The organism is Agarivorans sp. MS3-6 (genome assembly GCF_054112545.1).
In genome coordinates this window covers 236,112-261,573 of the sequence record NZ_CM134202.1, presented here as the reverse complement: position 1 = coordinate 261,573, position 25,462 = coordinate 236,112, and the positions used below count along the sequence as shown (strand labels likewise).

The 25,462-nt window shown below is 45.4% G+C and carries 26 protein-coding genes; 13 read left to right on the top strand and 13 right to left on the bottom strand.

The features are described 5' to 3' along the window. Positions 1–311 precede the first annotated feature (311 nt). Positions 312–2,981 carry a phospholipase C gene (locus ACVFI8_RS01240; RefSeq protein ID WP_457872801.1) on the bottom strand — a complete coding sequence of 890 codons (2,670 nt, stop codon included), beginning with the start codon at positions 2,979–2,981 and terminating at the stop codon, positions 312–314. An 878-nt stretch (positions 2,982–3,859) separates the two neighbouring features. On the opposite strand from ACVFI8_RS01240, the gene nifE reads away from it, so the two are divergent. From nifE to ACVFI8_RS01185, 11 genes are all read left to right on the top strand, one after another. Further along, complete coding sequence (gene nifE, locus ACVFI8_RS01235) at positions 3,860–5,266, top strand: nitrogenase iron-molybdenum cofactor biosynthesis protein NifE (RefSeq protein ID WP_457872800.1); 1,407 nt, start codon at positions 3,860–3,862, stop codon at positions 5,264–5,266. A gap of 2 nt (positions 5,267–5,268) precedes the next feature. Beyond that, positions 5,269–6,654, top strand: a complete 1,386-nt coding sequence (gene nifN / locus ACVFI8_RS01230) for a nitrogenase iron-molybdenum cofactor biosynthesis protein NifN (protein WP_457872799.1) — start codon at positions 5,269–5,271, stop codon at positions 6,652–6,654. 7 nt (positions 6,655–6,661) lie between these two features. Then, a complete protein-coding gene (locus ACVFI8_RS01225; protein WP_457872798.1) occupies positions 6,662–7,129 on the top strand; it encodes a NifB/NifX family molybdenum-iron cluster-binding protein in 468 nt (155 codons plus the stop codon). 31 nt (positions 7,130–7,160) lie between these two features. Then, positions 7,161–7,466, top strand: a complete 306-nt coding sequence (gene fdxB, locus ACVFI8_RS01220) for a ferredoxin III, nif-specific (protein ID WP_457872797.1) — start codon at positions 7,161–7,163, stop codon at positions 7,464–7,466. Between the two features lie 187 nt (positions 7,467–7,653). Further along, a complete protein-coding gene (locus tag ACVFI8_RS01215; RefSeq protein ID WP_457873802.1) occupies positions 7,654–8,148 on the top strand; it encodes a SoxR reducing system RseC family protein in 495 nt (164 codons plus the stop codon). Positions 8,149–8,421: 273 nt separating this feature from the next. Further along, a complete protein-coding gene (gene nifU, locus ACVFI8_RS01210) occupies positions 8,422–9,282 on the top strand; it encodes a Fe-S cluster assembly protein NifU (RefSeq protein ID WP_248715256.1) in 861 nt (286 codons plus the stop codon). A gap of 12 nt (positions 9,283–9,294) precedes the next feature. Then, complete coding sequence (gene nifS / locus ACVFI8_RS01205; RefSeq protein WP_457872796.1) at positions 9,295–10,512, top strand: cysteine desulfurase NifS; 1,218 nt, start codon at positions 9,295–9,297, stop codon at positions 10,510–10,512. Positions 10,513–10,528: 16 nt separating this feature from the next. Next, complete coding sequence (gene nifV / locus ACVFI8_RS01200; protein WP_248715258.1) at positions 10,529–11,728, top strand: homocitrate synthase; 1,200 nt, start codon at positions 10,529–10,531, stop codon at positions 11,726–11,728. After that, complete coding sequence (locus tag ACVFI8_RS01195; RefSeq protein WP_457872795.1) at positions 11,725–12,018, top strand: nitrogenase-stabilizing/protective protein NifW; 294 nt, start codon at positions 11,725–11,727, stop codon at positions 12,016–12,018. Before nifV ends, ACVFI8_RS01195 begins: the two co-directional genes overlap by 4 nt. Positions 12,019–12,094: 76 nt before the next feature. Then, positions 12,095–12,496 (top strand): nitrogen fixation protein NifZ, encoded by a 402-nt coding sequence (locus ACVFI8_RS01190; RefSeq protein WP_457872794.1) that lies wholly within the window; start codon positions 12,095–12,097, stop codon positions 12,494–12,496. Then, positions 12,486–13,370, top strand: coding sequence for a peptidylprolyl isomerase (locus tag ACVFI8_RS01185; protein ID WP_457872793.1), 885 nt, complete (start codon positions 12,486–12,488; stop codon positions 13,368–13,370). The genes ACVFI8_RS01190 and ACVFI8_RS01185 overlap by 11 nt, the downstream gene beginning before the upstream one ends. A gap of 92 nt (positions 13,371–13,462) precedes the next feature. On the opposite strand, the gene ACVFI8_RS01180 is transcribed toward ACVFI8_RS01185, so the two are convergent. The 12 genes from ACVFI8_RS01180 to rsxA all read right to left on the bottom strand — a co-directional run bounded on the left by ACVFI8_RS01180 (position 13,463) and on the right by rsxA (position 22,008). After that, a complete protein-coding gene (locus ACVFI8_RS01180; RefSeq protein ID WP_248715262.1) occupies positions 13,463–13,933 on the bottom strand; it encodes a DUF2780 domain-containing protein in 471 nt (156 codons plus the stop codon). Positions 13,934–14,186: 253 nt separating this feature from the next. Continuing rightward, positions 14,187–14,804 carry a hypothetical protein gene (locus tag ACVFI8_RS01175; protein WP_457872792.1) on the bottom strand — a complete coding sequence of 206 codons (618 nt, stop codon included), beginning with the start codon at positions 14,802–14,804 and terminating at the stop codon, positions 14,187–14,189. 45 nt (positions 14,805–14,849) lie between these two features. Continuing rightward, positions 14,850–15,386 (bottom strand): GNAT family N-acetyltransferase, encoded by a 537-nt coding sequence (locus ACVFI8_RS01170; protein ID WP_248715266.1) that lies wholly within the window; start codon positions 15,384–15,386, stop codon positions 14,850–14,852. Positions 15,387–15,406: 20 nt separating this feature from the next. Next, a complete protein-coding gene (locus tag ACVFI8_RS01165) occupies positions 15,407–15,808 on the bottom strand; it encodes a hypothetical protein (protein ID WP_248715267.1) in 402 nt (133 codons plus the stop codon). Between the two features lie 285 nt (positions 15,809–16,093). Next, positions 16,094–16,633: a flavodoxin gene (locus ACVFI8_RS01160; RefSeq protein ID WP_457872791.1), complete on the bottom strand. Its 540-nt coding sequence runs from the start codon at positions 16,631–16,633 to the stop codon at positions 16,094–16,096. A gap of 177 nt (positions 16,634–16,810) precedes the next feature. Further along, positions 16,811–17,080 (bottom strand): RnfH family protein, encoded by a 270-nt coding sequence (locus ACVFI8_RS01155; RefSeq protein WP_248715269.1) that lies wholly within the window; start codon positions 17,078–17,080, stop codon positions 16,811–16,813. A 12-nt stretch (positions 17,081–17,092) separates the two neighbouring features. Further along, a complete protein-coding gene (locus tag ACVFI8_RS01150; protein ID WP_248715270.1) occupies positions 17,093–17,779 on the bottom strand; it encodes an electron transport complex subunit E in 687 nt (228 codons plus the stop codon). A 2-nt stretch (positions 17,780–17,781) separates the two neighbouring features. Beyond that, the gene (gene rsxG / locus ACVFI8_RS01145) at positions 17,782–18,408 is read right to left on the bottom strand and encodes an electron transport complex subunit RsxG (RefSeq protein ID WP_248715271.1); all 627 of its coding nucleotides are present in this window, start codon (positions 18,406–18,408) and stop codon (positions 17,782–17,784) included. Continuing rightward, positions 18,405–19,415 (bottom strand): RnfABCDGE type electron transport complex subunit D, encoded by a 1,011-nt coding sequence (locus ACVFI8_RS01140; protein WP_457872790.1) that lies wholly within the window; start codon positions 19,413–19,415, stop codon positions 18,405–18,407. Before ACVFI8_RS01140 ends, rsxG begins: the two co-directional genes overlap by 4 nt. Beyond that, positions 19,415–20,884, bottom strand: a complete 1,470-nt coding sequence (gene rsxC / locus ACVFI8_RS01135; protein ID WP_248715273.1) for an electron transport complex subunit RsxC — start codon at positions 20,882–20,884, stop codon at positions 19,415–19,417. The genes ACVFI8_RS01140 and rsxC overlap by 1 nt, the downstream gene beginning before the upstream one ends. Positions 20,885–20,893: 9 nt before the next feature. After that, entirely contained in the window at positions 20,894–21,418 is a 525-nt protein-coding gene (locus ACVFI8_RS01130; protein WP_248715274.1) for an RnfABCDGE type electron transport complex subunit B, read from the bottom strand. An 11-nt stretch (positions 21,419–21,429) separates the two neighbouring features. After that, complete coding sequence (gene rsxA / locus ACVFI8_RS01125; protein WP_248715275.1) at positions 21,430–22,008, bottom strand: electron transport complex subunit RsxA; 579 nt, start codon at positions 22,006–22,008, stop codon at positions 21,430–21,432. 304 nt (positions 22,009–22,312) lie between these two features. Between rsxA and nifL the strand changes: the two genes are divergently transcribed. Continuing rightward, a complete protein-coding gene (nifL, locus tag ACVFI8_RS01120) occupies positions 22,313–23,875 on the top strand; it encodes a nitrogen fixation negative regulator NifL (RefSeq protein ID WP_457872789.1) in 1,563 nt (520 codons plus the stop codon). Next, a complete protein-coding gene (nifA, locus tag ACVFI8_RS01115; RefSeq protein WP_248715277.1) occupies positions 23,875–25,422 on the top strand; it encodes a nif-specific transcriptional activator NifA in 1,548 nt (515 codons plus the stop codon). Before nifL ends, nifA begins: the two co-directional genes overlap by 1 nt. Positions 25,423–25,462: the final 40 nt, after the last annotated feature.

Below are 25,462 nucleotides of genomic sequence, written 5' to 3'. Positions count from 1 at the left end.
TCAATCATCAAGGTCTTTTAGCTAGATTCAACAAAGGTTTAAAGCGTTTGAAAGACTCGGGAAATATAGCCCGTTTATTTCTAAGGCGCACCGAGGTGAATATATCCAAGTGGTTAACTCACTTAAGCACTAGGTGGCCAAAGACAATAGCCAAATATTGTCATTTAGCGGCGTTGGTATTTAACATTGATCCCGCATGTTGTGTATTCAGTAGGCTTTGTCATCAATCTAATACTTGCTACTCATCTGGGGCTAAAGAAGCCTGTTTAGCTCACTAAACAGACCTTAAGCCATTAAGCCTTATATCGCGCTTAATCATCAACCTTAGACGCTACTTGTGTTCTAAATTGCAAGCCAAACGGGAACAGCCTCATTCCTAAGTGAAAACTGCTCTTTTCTATAGGGATATTCACGTCACCTGGTGCAAAGTTGGCGGCAGGCGCTGGAGCTTGCAGTATCACGGTATTCGCACGCTTGGTGTTTTCTAGCTGATCAAGCAAACTATTTGCAGCATCTACGCGCGGTCCCAATAAGTTTTGATTGCCTGCCTCTTCACCTAAGAAATTAACGAGTATCGTTTTGAGTAACGAGGTGTGATCAAATACAGTACTAGAAACTGAACGTTTTTTGATCCAAGGAGAAACCAACAAGGCAGGAACTCTTGGCCCGTAATGAGTAGCGCCATCGGGATGTATTTTGTGGACCTCGGGGGCTGTATTGCTATTAATTCCGTGTGGAGGAACATGGTCATAAAATCCACCGTGTTCATCGTAAGTAATCACAAACAGTGTTTTGTCCCATTGTTGTTTGTTGGCGGTTAATGCCGCATATATCTCAAATACGCCTTCTTGACCGCGAACCACGTTTGACGGTGGATGGTCATCATCGGCATCATCATCTATCTCTAAATTTCCAATATGGGGGTCAATCCAAGAAACCGCAGGTAAGTTGCCATTTCTCGCCTTGGTTAACCAATTATTGCGCTGCACTATATTCGTTTCGTCAATACGATATTTATCAAACATACGCAAAAATGAAATATTGCTCTCTACATAATTCCAGCTAACATTACCTTCACTTAGCAAGTCGAAAATCGTTGTACCTTTTACTGCACCAGCCAGTCGAGATTCTAGTTCTAAGTTATTAACATCGGGCGTACTTCCCATCACAGAAATAAACCGATTAGGATAGGTTGGGCCTGGGTGTGAGCAAAACCAGCGGTCGCAGACCATATACTCATCAGCCAGTTGGTCAAATACTTCAAGGTGCTCGTCATCATAAAAACCCATTACTACGTTAGCGCCTTCAGGATCATTCGAGAACGCTGACTTACGAAGATAATTAGACAGAAAGCCTGACATTTCTCCGCCCGCTATTTGTTCTTGGTTTGCCGTTACACTGTGCCCTGGGTCTACCTGAATAGCCTTTCCATCTTGCAAGCGCAGGATGCTTTGGGTTTGGTTACCACCGGGGATTGGGTTGCTGTGACTAGCAATATCGCCAAGCCCATCAATATCAATGCGGCCTTTTTTTGATGTTAGGTAACCTAGCATATGATCAAAAGAGCGGTTTTCTAGCATCAGCACAACAATATGTTCTATTTTTTTAGCGGCCCCCCCGTTAGTTGGCGTTTCAGGTGCCATGGTGCCTGTTGTGCCGACAAATGTTGGAGTAAAGCCTTGAGTTAAAAATTGAAATGGAACCGTGGTGGGAACGGTTGGCGTAGCGGGGGTAAATGCTTGGGCAACCAATAAAGGCTCAAACTCATGGTCTGGCTGAAAGGCCTCCTGCAGACGAAGCTTATGGCTAGGGGTAGCATAATGCCGAACGATCATTTGAGCGTCTGTCATTCGCAAATCATAAAATTGCCGATCATCGTTACCTTTCGCCAAGAACATAATCCCTTCAGTAACATGGGGGGCTATGTCAGCTAAGGTTTTGTTCATATCCGCGCCATCTAGTAAGCCGTTTATTTCACTATTAATGGCATCTCTAATACTGCTTTCAATAATGCCTAAGGTGGAAATGCTAATCTGACTGTCATGTTTTAATGTTAAGTGGCCATTCGCATTTCTAGCGTCAATCTTTTCAGCCGCTAGGTTTCTTGTCTCACGATAGGGGAACGCCCCCTTAAAGAGGATCTCGATGTTAAAAGAGAATTGCGTAATATTGATATTGGGGCCTGCTATATCAATTTCTGCTGGCCCAGTTGTTTCAAATTCAAGGGGGATAGGGAGGGACAGGGTGTCATTGCCTCGTCTGCCAATTTGTGGGCACGGGACAATAAGATTGAGATCGCGCAAACGGGCACCCAAAGGTAAATCTAGAGGTTTAGTGATATTATCTACGCCTAACATTTTTGAAAACTCAGGATTAAACTTAACCGAGGCGGTATTATCTAGCCGAACTCTCATTCCCACCAGTTTGTGCACTTTTAGTAGTAATCTATTTAATAGTGATAAGGGAACGGCGGTTTCGCTAAGTGTTAATTGTAAATCTGGGTGTATTAGATGAATGTTAAAGCTCTCAGTAACGGTGCTCTTGTTTCTAATTCTTAGTGTCCACGTTCCATCTAGATCAGCATCTTTAATAAGATATTTGTAGCGTTCATCGACTACTGGCGGTGACGCTCCTCCTGGCCGATTATCGTCGATGAAAACCCCTGCATCTCCACCAAATTCATGAAGGGGGCCAATACCATCATTTATAGCCGCTAAAACACCAGGTGCATTGTCGATATCAGGTTGAACCATCGCAAATTCATTGTTTGACCCTGGCTTAACTAACATCACTTCAATAGGTACTTGAAAACCTGGATTGATTTGCTTAACCGAAATTGATATTAGTTTGTTACCGGATAATACGGTGTGGCTATTTCGAAAGTTTGTTTTAAATTTGTACTCAAAACCACTGTTAGTGCCAAACGCTGGTTGGATTTGCATGGTTCCATCTACATTTATTGCTGTGATAATGTCGTCCATAATATTCCCTTTTTAAATTACAGGTTTAATGTCTATTTAAAGAACAGTAATTAATCGCTGAGCAAGGGAATTAATATGAAAAATATGTAGAAACACCGTTGTTAGCTAGTGAGTAGTATAGTTCACCACGCTAGGCTTGTTATTTCTTAACACAGTAATCACATGGCTTGAGCTGGTTAAATGCCCGTTTTAAAGGGTTTTCTATGAGGGCGAAGAATAACGCATTGATTTATTTGGCTTAAATGATTTTGTGATATATCAACTTAACTGTTCACCGTTATTTACATCCGTTTATTAGCTGGTGCCTAAATTGTAGGATTAAATGTGAATAATTAAACTGGAGCCGTACGAGTTAAACTTAGCATATTGAATGACTTGAGTGATGTGTTAATCATTTAAATTGTATGGTGCATGTTGTTTATAAACATTAATGAGTAAATGCTTATATATGTTGTAAGCTAAATTAAAATTTCATCAGCTAATGTTTATAAAAAAATTAATTAAGCTGATTGATTAATATACATAAGGCTAAGGGTTTCTTATGCTTATCTTGTATTAGCTAGGTAAGCCGTCACGTTTATCATCGGAATTGTCATCCGCTGTTTTAACCCTGATTCGAGGTTCTACCATTAACCTTGCACTTTACAGCAACACATAGATTGGTTGATTCTCCTCATCAATGCTCAGACTTTGCTAAATGTGGCTTAATTTTCTGCTTACAAATGTTGCACATTGTATCGTTTGTCAGAGCCTTTGTAGCAAACCCTACAACACATAATTCATATTAATCAATGCTTTACGTGGTGGCTTGCTAGTTGCACTGCTTGTAACAAACGCTTTATTCAATTTAAGCAGCGTTATTGTTATGAGAGGTAAGCATGAAGCGAAGTGAAATAGCCGAGTTATTAGACGAGCCAGCTTGCGAGCATAACAGTGGTGAGAAAAGTGGATGCGCTAGACCTGTGCCCGGTGCAACGGCTGGAGGCTGTAGCTTTGATGGGGCGCAAATTACCCTGTTACCCATTGCTGACGTTGCCCACATTGTTCACGGCCCGATTGCCTGTGCTGGCAATAGCTGGAATAACCGCGGCACACGTGCTTCTGGGCGTAATTTATTCCGCTTAGGCTTTACTACCGATTTGAATGAGCAAGATGTGATTATGGGGCGGGCTGAAAAACGCCTGTTGCATGCGATTAAAACGGTGGTAGAAAAGCATCAGCCACCAGCGGTTTTTGTTTATGTTACCTGTGTGCCGGCTCTTGAGGGCAACGATGTGGCGGCCATTTGTCTGTTAGCCCAACAACGCTGGCATATTCCAGTAATAGCCGTTGATGCCGCTGGTTTTTATGGCAGTAAAAACTTGGGTAACCGTATTGCTGGCGAAGTGATGGTTAAGCAGGTAATTGGTCGCGCAGAGCCACCCGCTAAACCAATGATGAAACACGATCCAAGCCGCGCTGTTAACGATATTGTGTTGATTGGAGAGTACAATATTGCTGGCGAATTTTGGCATGTATCGCCACTGCTTGAGCGTTTAGGGTATCGGGTTCTGAGCTGTATGTCGGGTGATACGCGCTTTCATGAAATTCAAACCATGCATCGTGCTAATGCAGCCATGGTGGTGTGTTCGCGGGCGCAAATTAACGTGGCCAGAATGCTTGAAGAGCGCTGGCAAATTCCGTGGTTTGAAGGCAGTTTTTATGGGGTAGAAGATACCTCAAATTCTTTGCGTAGCTTTGCCCGCTTATTGGCCGACCCACAAGTTACGCTGGAAACGGAAGCCTTAATTGCTGAGCAAGAAAGCCGCATTCGTGAGCAACTAACCCCCTATGTAGCACGCCTAAAAGGTAAAAAAGCCCTGTTATATACCGGCGGGGTTAAGTCTTGGTCAATTGTGTCTGCACTTCAAGAGTTAGGCATTAGCGTGGTGGCTACCGGGACCAAAAAATCAACCGCCGAGGATAAGGCTAAAATCCAACAAATTATGGGAGAAGACGCCTTAATGCTTGACGAAGGTGGCGCTCGAAATTTATTAGATATAGCCCAGCAACATGGCGCAGACTTAATGATCGCCGGTGGTCGAAATATGTATACCGCGATTAAGGCACGGCTCCCGTTCTTAGATATTAACCAAGAACGCGAACATGCTTACGCGGGGTATTTAGGCATGCTTACTTTTGCCAAAGAATTGTGCCGTACCTTAGAAAGTCCCGTATGGGATTTGGTTAGCCAACCAGAACCTTGGTTAAATTCAGCTGTTCAATCCTGCGATCAGGAGAAGTAACCATGAGCCAGTTAATCGAACAAAGTCGTAGCCCCTTAGTAGAACAACCCTTAAAAACCAGTGCTGCAACCGGCGCGACGCTGGCCTGTATGGGTTTAGCCGACAGCATCCCTTTAATGCATGGTTCTCAAGGTTGTGGCGCGTTTGCCAAAGTGTATTTAATTCAACATTTTAGAGAGCCAATCCCATTGCAAAACACCGCCATTGACCACATTGCAGCGGTGATGGGGGGCGATGACAACTTAAGCCAAGCGTTACAGTTATTGTGTGATACACATCAGCCCAAATTGATTATGGTTATGACTACTGGCTTAACGGAGATGCAGGGCTGTGATCTAGATAGAGTGATTAGAGAGTTTAGGCAGCAGTATCCGCAATATCAGCAGGTATACATTGTGCCGGTAACGACCCCTGACTTTGTAGGTACTATGCAAACCGGGTTTGCTGATGCTATTCAAGCTTGCGTCAAACAAATGCTGCTGCACAACCCTATTGATAGCGCCACTGCGCTGGCTAAACGAAATAACCAGCAACTGAATGTATTTTGTTCGGTGGCTCTCACCAGTGCCGATGTAGAGCTAATAGAGCATTACTGTGGTGCCTTTGGTTTTAGCGCCATTATGTTACCCAATTTGTCGCTGTCGCTAGATGGCCATTTGGCTGAGCAAGATTATTCGGTTACTGCTACCGGCGGTACTAGCATTGAGCAGTTAGCGGATATGGCCTATAGCGCGGCCAATTTGGTGGTGGGGCCGTCGATGAGTAGTGCTGCGCATGTTTTAGAACAGCAATGCGGGATGCCTAGTTATCATTTGGGTATGGCAATGGGCTTAGCTGAGACTGACCAACTAATTTTGATTTTGTCTAGATTGTCAGGCAAGCCAGTTCCTGCTTGGTTAAGCCGCCAACGTAAACGACTACAAGATAGTTTATTAGATACCCACTTCTTGTTATCAAACAGCACCATTGCTTTGGCCTTAGAGCCCGATGCCGCCTGCGGTTATGCATCTTTATTAAGTGAAGTAGGAGCGCAAATTAAGCTTGTGGTTAGCACCTTAAATAGTCGTTCGTTAAAGCAAATCAACGCACAGCGAATAATTATTGGCGATCTGTCAGATCTTAGCCAGCAGTTAGGCTCCATTGAGCTGGTGGTGGGCAATACCCATTGTGCCAATTTGTGTGAACCTGAAACGCCGGTATTGCGAGCGGGATATCCTTGTCACGATAGATTTGGCAATAGTGATGTATTGCAAGTGGGTTATGAGGGCGCGCGCGCGCGCTTATTTGCCTTAGCCAATTTACTAAAAGCTTATCACCAAGACGAAGTGCCAGCGCATGTTAGTGCTTACCGCTTTGGTCCAGAGCAAACATTGACCAATCAACAGTGAGGCGAGCATGCCAGTAATTGAGCGAAAGCTGCGGCTGATTGAAGACGGACAGCAACGGGATCACAGTTTTAAGGTGGCGTTTGCTAGTGAGAGCAAGCTTAGAGTTGATCAACACTTTGGCAGTGCTCACACCTTTTTAGTTTACGGCTTTGGCCCTGAACATATTCAATTGATTGAAGCACTCCAATTTGAGCTAAGCCCTCCGGGTCATGACAACAAACGCTTGCAACAACGCATTGACGCCCTAAAAGGGTGTGCAGCGGTATTTAGTACCGCTTGCGGGCAAGGAGCCATGCGCTTACTTAAGCAAGCCAACATTGTAGGCATTATGGCTGATACTGACGAGGACTTAAGCCTATTGCTGGGTGAATTGCATTTACAGTTTGTTCACCAACCCTTGCCATGGATGGTAAAAAATATAAGCGACGCTGATGCAGAAACGCGATTAAACGAGTTACTAGACGAACCTTGGTAGGGCACAGTTTTAACTAAAAAAGGAAAACGAAATGAGTGATGTTAAATATATGGGGTTAACCAGAGATGGAACCTCCTGGGAGCCACAGTTTGTAACCGAGCTTGACCAAGGTTCATGTATTGGTTGTGGCCGTTGTTACAAGGTTTGTTCGCGTGATGTATTCGACTTGGTAGAGCGTGAGATTGATGAAGATGATGACGCTTATGATGATTACGATGATGATGTTGTGATGGTCATGGAGTTAAAAAACGCTGGCGATTGTATTGGTTGTAGTGCGTGTTCAACGGTATGCCCTAAAAACTGCCACACCCATACTTCGGCTAGCAGTATGGCTTAGTTCGTTTACCTATGTGTGGCGAGTTATACGCCAGTGTAGTCGCTGGCGTTTAATGGTTACGCCAATGTAAGTTAAGCGCAGAGGCAAATGGCTAAGGTTTGCCAGCACTGTTTGGGCCGCAAAGAGGCGTGATTCCGCTTAACTCGTATTGACACCTTTTTAACAAAGGATCTAGATTTTGGCTGACGTGATAATGCAGGTTGTGGCGATAAACGAAGACTCGGTTGAGCTGCAAGGTGAGCGCCAATCTAGCTGTAAGTCTTGCGCGCAAAAAAGTAGTTGTATTAATGTTGCAACAGAAGACGGTGGCCTGTTTAGTGCGCGTTTAGCCAAACAACCGTCTATGGAAGTTGGCCAACACCTGAATGTGTCTTGCCAAGATAGCTTTTTATTAAAGGTGATAGCCGTTATGTTGCTGCCCTCTTTGGCAGGCCTAGTGGGGGGCGCTTTATTAGTGAGTTACAGCTTTGCTAGCTATGTGACCGATTGGCAACACCATGATGGACAAAACACCTTGGCTGGACTGGGGGCACTGGCAGGTTTTAGCTTAGGAGTGATAGTGAGCCGCCGTTTAACGCGTCACTTAGCAAGCAAGGCTAGACAGCAGGTATCGGTGAGTAAACTAAAGTCTAAAGAGCCACAATTTAGAGAGCTACAATCAATGTCGCAAAGCCGACATTAAATTGTAGATGTGATGTAGCTCACACCATGTTAACACCGCCCATGAAATTAAATCTTCGCAAAAACAACACCTTATATACGTTGACCAATGCGGTATCTAGATTGCAATACTCTAGTTAAGCAGTAACTAGGTAATTTGAGTATTGATCCTTCGAGCAAGAAACGCTGTGTTTTAGTTCCCAATGGCATCTCAATACTCAACAGTAAGCATCAATGTTGTCTCAAGCTAGCTAGTTACTGCCCTCATTTAATCATTAACATCGTGGGGTAGCGTATGTGGAACTATTCAGAAAAGGTAAAAGAACATTTCTTTACACCTAAAAATGCCAAAGCAGTTGAGCAAGCTAACGCCATTGGTGATGTGGGATCTATCTCTTGTGGAGACGCTTTACGCTTAACACTTAAAGTTAATCCTGATACCGATGTTATCGAAGACGCAGGATTTCAAACCTTTGGTTGTGGCAGCGCGATTGCCTCTTCTTCTGCATTAACTGAAATGATCATTGGCCAAACTCTTGACCAAGCCATGAGTATTTCAAATAAAGATATTGCCGACTATTTAGATGGCTTACCGCCTGAAAAAATGCACTGTTCAGTCATGGGGATGGAAGCCTTACACGCCGCTGTTGCTCAGTATCGCGGTGAAGAAGTGGCTGAAGAGCACGAAGAGGGAGATTTGATTTGTAAATGTTTCGCCATTGATGACGCATTGATCAAACGTGTTGTGACTAAAAACAAATTATCCACCCTAGAAGATGTGATCAATTACACCAAAGCGGGGGGGGCATGCGCCGCTTGCCATGAAAAGATTGAGTGGGTACTAGAAGAGTGCCTTGGCGCACCTTTAGCGGAGCTTAGCCCAGTTATTACGCCCGTAAGCCCGGCAACCACCATCGTGCAGCGGATCCGCGTGATTGAACAAGCCTTAGACGAGATTCGCCCACAATTACAAGCTGATGGTGGCAATGTACTGCTGTCTGATGTTGAAGATGACATGGTGTTTTTGTCGTTAACTGGCGCCTGTTCGGGCTGTGGATTGTCGGCGGGTACTTTGGCAATGATTGAAGAAAAACTCAGCCAAGCCTTGGGTGAACGCATAACGGTGTATCCAACTGGCTCAGCGAGCTTAGCGTAAGGGAGTAGAACCATGAATGATTACAAAGATTTTGCCTATCTAGACAATAATGCTACCACCCAAGTTGACCCTAAAGTGCTTGCCACTATGCTGCCATATTTGAGCGAGTTCTATGGTAACCCTTCTTCAATTCATCAGTTTGGTGAACAAGTGGGCAAAGCTTTAGAGGCTGCACGTCGCCAGGTTCAAGCCTTAATTGGCGCAGAGCATAGCAGCGAAATAATATTCACTTCCTGTGCCACCGAAGCCACCAGCACCGCAATAATGTCGGCGGTTGAGGCATTCCCGCAACGCAAAGAAATTATTACCTCGGTGATCGAGCATCCAGCTACCTTAGAGTTGTGCCAATTGTTGGAGCGTAAAGGTTATATCATCCATTGGATTGGGGTTGATAAGCGAGGTCGCTTAGACATGGATGCTTACCAAAAAGCGCTTAGCCCAAATGTGGCAATAGCCAGCTTTATGTGGGCCAACAATGAAACCGGCAGCTTGTTTCCCATTCGCGGTATGGCTGAATTGGCCAAGCAACAGGGCATTCTATTTCACACCGATGCAGTGCAAGTGGCTGGCAAACTGCCCATTCAAGTGGCTGATAGTGGTATTGATTTGCTGTCTTTATCGGGCCATAAATTTCATGGCCCTAAGGGCATTGGCGCCTTATATCTTCGCCGTGGTGCTAAATTTAGGCCGCTGTTACGTGGCGGACATCAAGAGCGCGGCCGCCGCGCTGGTACGGAGAACAGCAGTGGTATTGTTGGCCTTGGAAAAGCGGCTGAATTGGCTCAGCAATCGGTAGAGCAAGATTCGGCACGTATTGCGATGCTACGTGACCGATTAGAGCAAGGTTTACTGGCTAAAGTGCCTAATTGTTTTGTTACTGGCGACCCGCGCCATCGGGTACCCAATACCAGTAACATTGCCTTTGAATTTGTTGAGGGTGAGTCAATTTTGCTGATGTTAGATCAGCATGGTATAGCGGCATCTTCAGGCTCTGCGTGTACTTCTGGTTCCTTAGAACCTTCACATGTGATGCGCGCCATGGACATCCCTTACACCGCAGCACATGGCGCCATTCGGTTCTCGTTTTCACGTTTTAGTGATGATGCCATGGTAGACCAAGTGTTGGCGGTATTGCCCGGTATTGTCGCCAAGTTACGTATGTTGTCGCCTTATTGGGACGCAGCAAACGACTTACCGGCCCAAGAAAGCTTTAGCCCAGTATATGGATAAATGAAGGGGTGGCTTGATGTTAATCATTAACGATACAACCCTACGCGATGGTGAACAAACCGCTGGTGTCGCTTTCAGCGCTAGCGAGAAATTGCAAATTGCCAGCGCCTTACAAAGCGCAGGTGTTAGCGAGCTAGAGCTGGGTGTACCAGCTATGGGGGAGGCAGAGCGAGAGGTGATTAAAACTATCTGCTCAAGCCTTAGTGGTACTAAAAGTATGGGGTGGAGTCGCTTACATCGAGATGACATTGCCTTGGCAGGGGGACTGGGGCTGGATTACCTAGATATATCTATCCCAGCCTCTGCACAGCAGCGGCAATCAAAGTTAGCGATTAGCCAAAGCCAGTTGCTAAAGCAGTTAGAAGGTCACATTAAGCAGGCTCAAGACTTAGGTTTAGCGGTGTGTATTGGTATGGAAGACGCTTCGCGCGCTCAACTTGATGATTTATATCAAATAGCCCATCAAGCCCAACAGTGGGGAGCTGTGCGACTTAGGTTTGCAGATACCTTAGGGGTATTAGATCCCTTTGCGACAGAAGTGTTGATCAGCGAGCTAAAGCGACACACTGATCTGCAGATTGAAATGCATGCGCATAACGATTTGGGCATGGCCACCGCGAATACTTTAGCGGCAATTAAGGCTGGGGCTGATTCGGTCAATACTACGGTAACGGGTTTAGGTGAGCGAGCCGGTAATGCTGCCTTAGAAGAAGTCATCATGGCTTTAAGTGTTACCCAGTTGGCCGGGAAACGCGCTATTCCAAGCATTTCCTTAAGCCGTTTGCCAGCTATTTGCGCTTTGGTTGAACAAGCATCAGGGCGAACCGTGGGAGTAAGTAAAAGCATTATTGGTCAGCAGGTTTTTACTCATGAGTCAGGTATTCATGTTGATGGCCTACTCAAAGACCCTAACAACTACCAAGGCTTTGCCCCTGAACTATTGGGTCGTAAACACCATTTGGTATTAGGCAAACACTCGGGTAGCAAAGCCATTGTCTCGGTTTACCAACATTTGGGCATACAGCTGACTGCGGCCCAATGTGGCTTATTAAAATCACTGTTGAGTCAGTGGGCTGAAACCTACAAACGTAGCCCGTCTAACCAAGAGTTACTGGGTTTTTATAACAATAGCATCGCTGGTGTGGCTTCGTTGAATCAGGATATAAATGGCAAGCTTGCTTATAGCAAATGGGCGGATAGAGGGTTAGCGCAATGAACAATACAATACCGCCTGTTGCGGTAGACCAACAGAATATTGAAACAATGGTGGCTTCTTTTAGTGGCGCTGAAGATTTTCTACAGGGCTTTCAGGTGGAATATAAACCTGGCTTGATACAAGCCAAACGTGTTGTGTACTTGCGTTTGTTAGGTCAATTGTTAGCCAAGCAACCAGCGAGTACTTATCAAGACTACAAAGTATTGGTTGCCAAGGCGTATTGCCTGTTAGAGAAGGGGGTAGTGGTCGCCCATTCCACCCCAGCTTGTAGTGCATGTGAAGGATGTTGAACAATAGAGGTGAAGCAGATGAATACCGCAAAGTTTGGTTATGGATGTAAAGTGAGGGTGGTAGAAAACATTCGCAATGACGGCAGCTTTTCCTGGTTGCAAGAAAGGAGCTTTGTTAGTGAGGCGCGGCGCGACCGGTTATGTTCGTCAGTCTGGATATTATTTGCAAAATCAAATTGTCTATCAAATACAGTTTCTTAATAAAGGCTTAACCATTGGCTGTAAAGAAACAGAGTTAATTGATGCCGAGTTAGTCTGGCAGCCTAATTTATTTGAGTATGGTGACAAAGCCGCCTTAACCCTGTCTTTATCTCAGCAAGGAGAGGTGGTGGCCGACAAAGGAAGCATTGTTGATGTGCTCGCGGTGCGTCGCAAAGAGCAAGCCATGCCACACTATCGTATTCAATACGGTGAATTAGACGTTGAAGTACCAGAGCGAGCGCTGGCAGCCTTGGAGGAAGTGTCTTATGTCGTATAAGTCTTCAAGCAGCATCGATATCCGTGCCGCCAATTTGACCGAGTCTCGGGCTTATCTAATGATGAAAACCAGCTTATCCTTGTTTGAGTTAAACCCCGAACAGCTGGATAGTCATCAGTGCGAAGAGCTGGCTCGAGTGGTGGGCAAAACCGAAGCCATTCAACAGCGAGTGCTGGCTTCTGCCGAAGCGAAGCAAGTGCATATTGAACAGCATCAGCTCGACAAAGCGATTGAGTTAGTAAGGCAAAGTTTTAACTCTGAAGACGAGTTTAGAACAGCGCTAACGGCTAATCAGATTAGTGTGGATGGCTTGCGTTTGGCAGTCGCCAATGAGCTAATCAATGATGCAGTGCTGGCTTATGTGTCTAAAGACATCGACCCGGTCTCAGTACAACAAGCGCAAGATTACTACCAACAGCATATCGATAAATTTACTCAAGTCGCACGCTGTGAAGCACATCATTTGCTGATTACGATTAACCCGCAGTTTAAAGAAAATACTGCTACGCAAGCGAAAATCAGAATTGGCAAACTGGCTAACACTGTTAATGCAGACAATTTTGAGCATCTCGCCGAGCGTCATTCGGAGTGCCCAACGGCTGTGAATGGTGGTTATTTGGGATTAGTGGAAGCAGGACAACTGCTACCTGAACTTAACCAAGCTTTGTTTTCGATGAACGATCACAGCTTTAGTCAGCCTATACTTTCTGAGATGGGTTATCACTTGCTATGGTGTAAGCAGCATGTTGGAGAGCACCAAGTGCCCTTTGAACACGCCAAAGAAAAAATCCAGCAGGCCTTATTTCAACATGCTTGTAAACAGCGACAGCGTCAGTGGTTAGCGAAGATCTGCCAGAGTGAGCCTCTCAATTAATGGCCTGGCTAGGCGGTAGTGTATGGTGTAATAGACAGTCGTTGTTGAGGCAAAAAACGAGTAGCCTTAACTACTCGTTTTTAGCAGGATAATTACGCCCAAATCTTAGTTAAACTGCCTAACAAATCTGCGCCACCATTGTCGCCTAAGTACTGCATAATGATCGGTGCAAATTGTTGAACCATGCTGGCGTCTAGGCCTAGTGCGCCAAAGGCTTGTTGTACACTTTCCATATTGGTAATTTGATTGAGCAATTGAGTGCTCATTGAATCGCTAGCGCCTGAAGGAATAATACTGTCGAGTAGTGAACCATCGCTGCTAGATAGTTGCTGTTGAGCCAGTGCCATTAGTGCGGCAGTGCCGCCGGCGGCCTGACTGTCTGTCACGCCCAACTGGCTGGTTAAACTGCCGAGTAAATCACTGCTAATACCTGAGCTATCAGAGCCACTTAATGATGAAGCTGAATCAAGCAAAGAGCCTAAATCGGCACTTTGTGCAGGCATGGCCACACTGAGAACTGAAGCGAGCAATGTTAGGCCAAGGGTTTTAGAAACGTTAGTCATGAATAGTCCTTAATTCGAAAAAAGTCTTAGCCTATAGCTAAGGTTTTGCTGTGAAAGAGCCTGGCTCGACTTACGCGTTAAGCCAATGGATTGTCAAAGTGGAGATAAAAACATTATCAATAGAAGCTGACAACATTGTATGGCGTAAGTGTGTTGTTCACTATATTTTTTTATAAAAATAGCCCTTAATCGTTACCTACTCAAATGAATAAAATGCTTAGTTCATCTATTCCTCTGGCATGTAAAGCGGCTGTTAGGTATCTGTGGTAAGCCTGCGCTCTAGGTTACTAATGGCTTTTAATACCATTTGTCGGTTTTTACTGAGTTTGATCCATTGTGGCAGCCTGCCAAAATATGACCATTTTTCTTGAGCTGATATTCGGTGTTGGGCACTGATATAGGCTTTTAATTCTGCTAAGTGTGGCGCGCTATAAGCCCAAACCACTCCGTGGCGAGTCGGCTCTTTTAATGCTAGTTCAAGCCCAAAAAATGGGTCGACTGCATTATCTGTGGGGGCGGTTCGAGAAAAAGAGAGCTCTATTTCGTTGAGCGACTGACATTCAGGGCACTTTGCATGGCCATGCTTTGATGTTATTTGCGAGGGGTGGTCAAAAAGAAGACTGACTAACACCGATTGATGGCCACATCGACTACAAGGGCGGCTGCCAAAGGCCTTTAATGGGCCATGCCATTTATCCCGTTCTGATGTTAACGAGTGATGGCAACAACCACACATAAAACTTGCGTGCCAGTCACGATGATCAGGCTTACCTCTTATTACGCCAACACCTGCACACTTTGGGCATATTGCTTCAATCAGCTTTGCCCAATAGAGTAGGGGGTAACCCTCATCGATGTATTTGGTGTTCATGCTAGTGTCTCATGCTTGGGTGTGAATTCAACTATGCGCTTGATTTTACCAGTATTGTTGATCCATTAAAGCCTTAACACACTGCGTTTCTCCATCTATAGCTGTCATTGATTTGCCATTCAGTGTTTGCGCTAACCAGCCTTCGGGATAACTGAGTATAAGTGGCGCTTTAATTAATGTTTCACTGATTTGCTTAAAGCCGAGCTTAGAGTAAAAATTGGGGTCTCCATAAGTAAACAGCAGTTCAACTCCGATGCTTTTTAACTGCTCAATGCCAAACTTGATTAACTGCTGACCAATGCCTTTGCCTTGATGCTTAGTGGCAATGGCGACAGGAGATAAGATAAAGGCATGTTGTTGGTTGCTTAAGCTCATGCGGCTAAAAAAAATACTGCCCACAATCATGCCATCGTCTATCGCTAGATAACCAACGATATCTTGCGGAGCTGTCGTGGTAATAAGTTTAGCGACTAAATCACCGATAAGCTTACCCTCAGCTTGATTCGCGGCGTCACTAAATACTTGGCTGAAAAATACAATCAGCTCATCGGTGAATTCTGGGTTAAATGTCGTTAGTTTCATGGATACACCTTAATCGGCTGTTATTTCTCTTTGCTGGCAGGGTAGTTTACACCAGGAAAGCTGCCGGCGAGTTCCTGTTCAAGTTGATTTAACTTTTTACTTGCCTGTTCGGCTGACAAGCCTTGATCTCTTACTTCCCGAGAAATAGCCATCAGTCGCCTACGATAGTCCCAGTGCCATTCGCCACGTTGTTCCCATTTAAAGGTGCGTTGGAACAACAAAATAAATGCGGGAATAGCGGCAATGGCCGCGGTTAACTTGCTTTGGCCATCACCGAATATTTGTGCGAATGCTGGGAAACTACTCGCCACAACTACGATAAATAAGAGGATATGATTAAAAATAAAATCAAACTTCGAATATAAGTAACGGTCAGATATTTCTTTGTTTATCTCTTTGACTATTGCGGGTTCTTGGTCCATTGCTGCCCCCTTAAAAGACGGGTTATATCTTTATGTTTGTTGCAAGGCGTGTTTTTTAAGTTTAGTTAATTTTGAACGTATCAGGGAAAAAGGCTGAAGGGCCTGTTTTTGGCGGAGGGAGTAAGGCCCCTGTGGTCATTGCTAGCGACCATAGAGTGTCTGGTTGTGTTGCTTGGTCGTGGTTGATATGGCACCAAACAGAGAATTAACTTAATGCTTGAGGCAGAATTCCGGCGAGTTGGCCTACTACCGGAATTCTTTGGTATGAGCACTTAAACTACGGGTTTAAACGCCAAACTCTGCTTTAATTTGCTCTAGCCAACCACTTAAACGCTCAGCATGTAGCTCGCTTTGGTTATCGTTATCTAACACTAAACCAGCGAATTTGCCATTTTCGAGTAGCGCTGCAGAGTCATCAAAAGTGTAACCTTCTGCTGGCCATTCTCCTACTAGCTCGGCACCTATGTCGGCGATAGTGTCGTAGAGTTCACCTAAGCCATCGACAAACTCACTGGCATAGTTTACTTGGTCGCCTAAGCCATATAAGGCGACTTTTATGCCCGAAAAATCAGCACTTTCTAGTTGCGGTAAAAACTCGTTCCAGCTTTCTGCTTGGCAATCTGATGCTAGCCCAGGAAGTTGCCCTTCACCCAGTGTTGGGGTGCCTAGAATTAGCATTTTGTAGTCGCTGAGTGTGTCTACGTCAACACGATTAATGTTTAGCGGTTTGTCACTCAGATCGGCACCTAATTGCTGGTGGATCATTTTTGCTATCTTACGTGTAGTACCGGTATCGGTACCAAAAAAAATGCCTATATCTGCCATGGTAGTACTCCTTTAAATAGGTAATAAACTTAACACTGCAATTATCAATCCTTATTTTATTTGTTATTTAACAATGGTTTAGTTTGTATTTCCTCTGTGCCCTAGCTACATTGTAGTAATATGCCATGTAGCAAAACTCACAATGGCTGTTTTGAGTTGACGGGAGAATAATCGACCTTAGTCATCGTCTTCATCATCGTCGTCTAGCAAATCGGGTTGCCAAGTAATTGGCCGGTATATTTCTATTCGGTCACCCTCAACCAATAGGCTTTCTAAGGTGACAAATTTGCCGAAGATTCCCAATTTTTGTTTGTCGAGTTCTATCTCAGGGCACAGTTCTAATATGCCAGATTGATGCAGTGCATTAATGACACTACTGTCTTGCACCACATCTACATTGATACACAGTTGTTGTGCGGGGGTGGCGTAGGCAATACTCACTATCATAGAGGTTTACTCCTAAGCTGAAGTTGTTGGGTCAACACAGCAGCTTGCGTGTGTTTGTTGTTTTTGCTGAAGATACTGCTGAATTAAACGATGAATGCTGAGTAGACCACCTAGCACCAAAAAACCACCGGGGGGGAGTATCACCAACAATAAGCCATGGTAGTCTGGGATAATGGTTAGCTCGATACTGCTAAATGCTGGGCCAAGTAAAATATGGGCATTAGCAAACAAGGTGCCCGAGCCAATAATTTCTCGTATTCCACCTAACAAGACTAATACCCAAGTGAAACCAATCCCCATGGCGGCGCCATCAACAATAGCGGGCAGTAATTTTTGCTTACTGGCAAAGGATTCGACTCGGCCTAAAATGGCACAGTTGGTTACAATCAGCGGGATAAACAGCCCCAAGACTTTATGTAGCGGATGCACCCAAGCGTTTAGCACTAAATCGGTAATGGTTACCAGTGTGGCAATCATTAGAATATTAATTGGGATACGTACTGCTCGGCTAACGTAGTTTTTTATGAGGGCGCTAACCGCATTAGCACATACCATCACAGCAAGAGTGGCTAGGCCAAGCCCTAAGCCGTTAGTGGCGCTAGAGGTAACTGCGAGTAAGGGGCATAAAGCCAAACATTGGCCAAGCACCACGTTATTGTTCCATAAACCATCGGCAATAATTGAAGAGTAGCGACTCATGGTTAGCCTCCTTGCTGGGTAGCGTGTTGGGTTTGAAGCTTAAGATCTAACAAGCTCTGATGAACGGTGTTTACCACCGCCCTAGGGGTAATGGTTGCACCTGTAAATTGATCGAATTCACCGCCGTCTTTTTTCACTTTCCATGCTGATGGTTGGGTATTAGTGAGGCTTTTTCCGGCAAAATTTAATACCCACGAAGATTTATCCACTTCGATTTTGTCACCCAATCCCGGGGTTTCACTGTGGCTTAAAATTCTCACGCCTAGAATGGCTAGATCAGCATCGACACCAATCAGCAAATCAATTGGCCCTGCGTAGCCACTGGCTTGGGTTTGCACCACGTAACCACTTACGTCACTATCTTGATTAAGAGCGGTGTATAGGGTGTATTGCTGGTGCTGAACGGTAAACACCTGTTCACTCGCTAACATCGGGTTTTGGTAGAGCTGCTGTGGCATGACTAAGTCAATAGCAGCTAACTTATCTTCATTTAAACGCTGAGCTATTGCTGGCTCGGTATACATATTTAGACTCAGCAACAATACGCTCGCAATCGCTACCGCAAAGGCCAGCGACAAAGATTGATATAAGGTGCTGTCGATATGTTTTTCTATACAGGGAAGCATCATGATTTGGTTCCTTTCGAACGGCTGAATGGTGCTGGCATACCGAAGATGGTGGGGCGTAAATAATGATCAATCACCGGCGTGCAAGCATTCATAATCAATACGGCGAAGGCCACCCCTTCGGGATAACTGCCAAAGCTTCGGATTAACCAAATCAATAAGCCACAAGCCAAACCAAATACCCACTGGCCACGTGGGCTGGTGGGTGAGGTAACCATGTCGGTGGCGATGAAAAATGCCGCTAGCATCGCGCCGCCGCTAAATAGGTGTGATAGCGGCGAGGCATAAAGGCTGGGGTCAATCAGATGGGCAATGGCTGCAGGTATAACAATGCCGCAAAGTAATGCGCTGGGTATGTAGGGGCGAATAATACCGCGCCAGATCAGAAATACCCCGCCAAGGGCAATCAATAAAGCGCTGGTTTCACCCATACTGCCCGCATGTTGGCCGGTGAATAGTGTCGCTAAATCTTGAATTTGATTGAGATCGGCTAAGGGGGTCGCGGCACTGGTTCCATCAATACCGGTCCAAGCGGAGCTAAAAATAAGGCCGTTATCGCTAAGTATCGGGGGAGAAATGCTACGCCAATCGGTTAACTGCACAGGAAAACAAATCAGTAGCATCACTCGGCCCAACATGGCGGGGTTAAAGGGGTTATGCCCCAGGCCACCATACACTTGTTTGCCTAATAATATGGCAAAGCTAGTACCTAGTGCGGCTATCCACCAGGGTGTTGTGGGAGGTAGGCTCATCGCCAGTAATAGTGCGGTAAGCCATGCTGAGCCATCAAAGCTACGCTGCCAATTTTTATTCTGCAGTAATAAGCAAAACAGTTCACAAAGCCAAGCCGTAACGCAGCAACTGACCATGACCAACAACGCGGGAAGTCCGAACAGCCATACTCCGTAGAGTGCTGCTGGGCTAAGTGCTGCGATCACCCAATACATGATATTGGTGGTAGACGTCCCCGAGTGAGTGTGTGGAGCGGCAATAGGGTTATGGTTAAGCATTAGCGTTCTCCTTGGTTGCGTGGCGCTCTTGCTGGGCGTTTACGTTTGGCGGCTTTTGCTGCTTTTTTAGCTTCTAGTTCTTTAGCCAAACGTTGTTGGCGGGCATCTGTAAGCTGCCTAGCAAGGTTAGATTTTTGCACCATGCTGCGTTGCGCATTTACATTGGATTTAGCATGTTGAAAGTATTGAACTAAGGGGATGCTAGAGGGGCAAATATAACTACAGGCTCCACACAATAAACAGGCGTCGAGGCCAAATTGTTGTGCGCCGCTAAAGTCACCTTGGTTGCTATGAGCGGCCATCTGAAAAGGCATTAAACCCATCGGACATACTTTTACGCAGTTACCACAACGCACACAGTCTTGTGATTCTCGTTTGTTTATCTGGGCATCACTTAAGGCGAGTAAGCCACCAATACTTTTATCTACAGGAACAAACGGAGAGGGCAATACTTGTCCCATCATAGGGCCACCTGCAATCATCCGGTTTGCTTCGGCTTTTAGGCCGCCGCATTCAGCCAATACCTGCGAGACTAAGCTGCCAATAGGTACCGTTAAGTTACTCGGCTTTTCTACCGCATCACCGGAAACGGTGATCACTCTTTCCACCAGTGGACGTTGAAATCTTACTGCTTGGTATATGGCTTTGGCAGTAGCAACGTTGTGCACCAGAATACCTTTAGCGGTGCTGAGCTGCCCCGGCGGAATGGCTAAACCCGTTACCGCTTTAATAAGATGACGCTCAGAGCCCATAGGATAGAGGCTAGGCACCATTTTTAACTGGATATTATGCTGCTGCTCGCAAGCGCTAGTCATGGCGGCAATGGCCTGCGGTTTATTGTCTTCAATGGCGATCACCGCTTTAGTGGCGCCAATTGCTTTTAGCATCATATTGATGCCACCAATGATTTCAGCAGCATGTTCTTGCATCAACCTATCATCACAAGTGAGGTAGGGTTCGCATTCACCACCATTGATAAGCAAGGTATGCACATGGCTTTTACGGGCCAACCTTAATTTAATGCCACTAGGGAAACCCGCCCCGCCTAACCCCACAACGCCGGCATCTAGTACCCGCTGTACAATTTGTTCGGGGGTAAGTTTTCGATAATCGCTAGGCGGGTAATCCACTCCCCAGTGATTCACTGCATTATTCAAGATAACCAAGGTTTGGCATTTAATTCCGGCTGGGTGGCTACTCAGGTAGGGTTTTATTTCTAACACCGTGCCATTAACCGGAGAGTGCAAAGGCACGGTCATCTCGGTGCTGCCTTTGGCAATTAACTGCCCCTTATAAACGCTATCTCCAGCTGCGACCAAGCAATGCAACATTGAACCATTGCGTTGTTGCATGCCTAAATACACGCGGTCAGGACTAAAATGCTTAACAATGCTTTGTTTATTGGTTAACTCTTTGAAGCCCTTAGGGTGAACACCGCCACTGAATGGCCTAGCCTTTAATCTAAACATACTGCCTCCTTAAGCCACTTGTGGTTTGGGCCATTGCCAAGTATTTAGCTGAACGGCTTGTGTTTGCATAGACAAGCAACCCTGTGGGCAGGCTTTTTCGCAGAGACGACAGCCCGTACAAATGTGGTTTATAACGGTATGCATTTGTTTAGTGGCTCCAACAATGGCGTCAAAGGGGCATGCTTTAAAGCAACGGGTACATCCGCTGCAGTTGGACTCATCAATATAAGCAACTAAAGGTGTGCTATTTTCTTCGCTGCTTAACTCAAGCCCTAACAACGAAGCGATAGAGCCGGCTAAGCCCGCACCACCAGGCGGGCAGCTTTGCGCCGATAATCGCCCTGCTACCATTGCTTCGGCGGCTTGCCGGCACCCTGGTTCACCACATTGTCCACATTGTCCACCGGGTAACATGGCTTCTAGTTCGTCAACCCTAGGGTCGCCTTCTACTTTGAGCGCTTTAGAGGCCCAGCCAAGTAAGCCGCCTAAGCTGGCACCGATCACCACTAATAAAAATATTGAAATAATCATCATCCAAAGTGCTCCTATTTAACCATGCCGCTGAAGCCCAAAAAGGCCATCGACAATAGTCCTGCTGTAATAAAGGCAATCGGTAAGCCGCTAAATGCAGCAGGGACCTTTGCCAGTTTCAAGCGCTGGCGTAACCCTGCAAATAGCACGATCACTAAGCTAAAACCGAGTGCTGAGCCAAAGGCGTAACATAATGTGGCTAATAGATTCATGTTGTCTTGAACCACTAACAAGGCTACCCCTAATACCGCACAGTTAGTGGTGATTAAGGGAAGGAATATGCCAAGGGCTTGATAAAGGTCTGGACTGTTTTTTTGTATGAGCAACTCGGTGAGCTGAACGACTGCGGCGATGACTAGAATTAATACTAATATGCGCATCACTTGAAGATTTAGCGGGACAAGGATCAGCGCTTCCAATAACCAGGCTGCCACAGCGGCTAAACACAGTACAAAAGTGGTGGCTAATCCCATTCCTAAGGCGCTGTCTATTCGGTTAGACACGCCCATAAAAGGGCATAGTCCGAGAAATTTTCCCAGCACGACATTGTTTACCACAGCAGTACTAATGAAGATTAAGAGATATTCACCCATGTTTTACTTCCAATAATTACCATGACTAGCAAATTGCAGGTGTTGTACCAAGCAGGGCAAATTGAACCATTTTAGGGAGTAAGGCCTTGATTTAGCGTGTTACGCAGGCTTCTGATTGGCATATTTGCCGGTGACTTTTGGTGATAAAGCTGACAAAACCTACCGATAATTTAATCAAGTTTGTTGTAAATCAAACAATCATCGCTTACTAAGCCGTTGATAACGCGGTGTTGGCATGTGGGAATAGCCTTTGCATTATAGCCATTAAGGTCACCATTAGCGTTAATGCAAAGGAAGGCAGTTCATGAGTGAATTAGGACCAAACGCAGAAACAAGCCTAGAGCAGACTCTTCATCTGGCAGGTCAAGAAGGGCTGTCAGGTTTATCTGAGCAGTATTTACAAGTGGTAGAACAAGCTCCGATAGCTATTTCTATTAGCGATTTAGACGCCAATTTTCTCTACGTTAACCAGTGTTTCACTGAGGTGACGGGTTACAGTTCGGCTGAAGTTATTGGTAAAAAGCACTCTTTATTGAGTTTTAAAACCACGCCACACGGTGTATATCAGGGCTTGTGGGAGGCCATCTCTGCAGGCGAAAACTGGCAAGGTACGCTGATTAATCGTAAAAAAAGCGGCCAACGCTACTTGGCTGAAGTGTCTATAAAAGGCCTATATAACAAAGCTGGTGAGATTACTCATTATGTAGGTATGCACCGTGACATAAGTAGGCGCCATGACAATCAGACAAAAGTAGCTAATCAAAAAGCCATGGTTGAAGCGGTGCTTAATACCGCGCCGGTTGCGATAGCCTTGATCGATGACAGCCAAACCGTGGTATTAGATAACTTGTCTTATAAGACCTTAGCGTCTGATTTTCAACGTGAGCCTGTTGATCTAGTAGCGGAGCAATTCAAGCCTGGTGAAAATGAAGCTGGTGTAGCGTTCATGCAGTTGGCTGATGGACAGCAGTTTAACTTGGAGGTTGGCAACGGTGGCCATAAACGATGGTTTTCTTGCTGTTTGTCGGCAGTACAGCTCAATGATGGCAATGTAGATGATTACTTTACGCCTACGACGAGTCGTTATTTGGTGCTTACGCTAAGTGAGTTTACCCGCGAACAACGGCGCCAACAGCAGCAGAGAATAATCGAGCTACAACGTTCTACGGCTGAGTCTGAAGCACTCCATAGTATGCAAGAGGCACTGCATGCTGCTATTCATCAGATCCAAGGGCCGATCAATATGATTGATTCTGCCTTAACCATGTTTTGTGGTGGCGCTAATCGATGCTCTCGCATTGATGCGATGCAAGCGGGCCTAAATGCAGGAAATGCGGCTATCGTTCAGTTGCAAAATGCCTTACCACAAAAGCCTTATGAAGCGATGCAGTCGGTTAATATTAATCAATTGGTGCACGAAGTGACCGAGATGAGCAATCAGCGTTTACTGTCGCGTAGCATTGCCATTCAGCTCAATTTGAATGGTACTTTACCCGCTTTTACCGGCCAGCCTTCAAGGATAAGAGTCGCGTTAAAACAATTATTAGATAACGCTATTGAAGCGATTGATTTCGCTAAGATGAAGCGCAGAGATATTGTATTTTCAACCCAAGTGATTGAAGGCGACATCGAGATATCGGTGGAAGATAGCGGCCCTGGCATTGATAAAAAACTACAACTAAAAGTATTTGAACCTTTTTATAGCACTAAGCCATTGGGCAGCAGCAGCTGTCGAGGGGTGGGGTTAAGTATTGTTCAACAAGTCGTGAGCGATCATAGCGGTACCGTGCAATACCAAGCAACATCTTTAGGTGGCTGTAAAGCCAAGGTTGTACTCCCTCTACGCAGTAATAAGCGGGGTGAATAATGGAATATTCAACAACACGCGAAACACGCATTGCAGAAAGTCATTTAGCTGCTCTGTATGAAGTTAGCAGCGTGCTAACTAATAGCTTAGATTACAAGCAAAGTGTCACCAAAGTTCTACAGGTTCTGCATGACACGGCAATGTTGCAACATGCGATGTTAGCTTTAATCTCAGAAAATGAAGATCAACTGACTATTGATACGGTACATACCCCAAATAACTTCGGTGATTCTATGGGGAAAAATATTCGTTATCGCCCCGGTGAAGGGATTGTAGGTACGGTATTAACCCAAAAGCAGCCAATTGTATTGAGCAAAGTCTCTAATGACTTACGTTTTGCCGACAAGCTTGATTTGTACGCCTTAGATTTACCTTTTATTGCTGTGCCAATTAAAAAGTCTAGTGAGGTATTAGGAGTATTGGCCGCCCAACCGCAAATTGACGATCCTGAAAAGTTGGCCTTGTTCACCCGTTTCCTAGAGATGACCGCCAACTTAATCGCTAAAAGTGTTTTATTAGCTAAAGACGTTGCGGTACAAACCAATCAGTTAGAAGCCGAGAGAGATAGGCTCAGGCGTAAGGTAAGAAGCAATTACAGCTTAGATAATATTGTTGGCCATTCTCAGGTGATGCGTCGCGTATTTGAACAGATCCGTTTGGTATCGAAATGGGATAGCACGGTCTTGATTCGCGGAGAATCTGGAACCGGTAAGGAGCTGATTGCTAATGCTATTCATTATAACTCGCCACGTGCGACCGGACCTTTTATAAAGCTTAACTGCGCAGCTTTACCTGACAATTTATTGGAGTCTGAATTGTTTGGCCATGAAAAAGGAGCTTTCACCGGAGCGGTAAAGCAGCGTAAGGGGCGTTTTGAAATGGCTGACGGTGGTACCTTGTTCTTAGATGAGATCGGTGAGATCTCGGCGGCTTTTCAGGCTAAGTTACTTAGGGTATTACAAGAAGGAGAGTTTGAACGCATTGGCAGTACTCAAACCATTACTGTTGATGTGCGAATTTTAGCGGCGACCAACCGTAACCTTGAGGAAGAGGTGAAACAAGATCGCTTTCGAGAAGATCTGTATTACCGACTTAATGTGATGCCAATGTTTCCGCCCCCATTACGTGATCGCATCGAAGACTTGCCTGATTTGGCGGAGTTCCTGATTGAAAAGCTGAGTAAACAGCAGCGTCGTAAGTTGTCGTTAACCGACAGTGCGATACGCATGATGATGGCGTATGACTGGCCGGGTAATGTTCGCCAATTAGAAAACTTACTGGAACGTGCATCGGTGATGAGCGAAAACGGGATTATCGATCAAGACTTGATCGTTATTGATGGCATTGAGGGCCAAAATTTTAGTCGCCGCCCCAGCGTGGATAAAGCGTTGATTGAAGACCCTGATATGGACGAGCGAGAAAGGGTGGTGGCAGCACTAGAGCAAGCGGGTTGGGTACAAGCTAAAGCCGCGCGTTTGTTAAACATGACGCCGAGGCAAATCGCTTACCGGATCCAGGTGATGAATATTAACGTGCGCCAACTGTAAGTTTGTCGCTGTCGCGTTTACGACAAATGCGACAGCGATG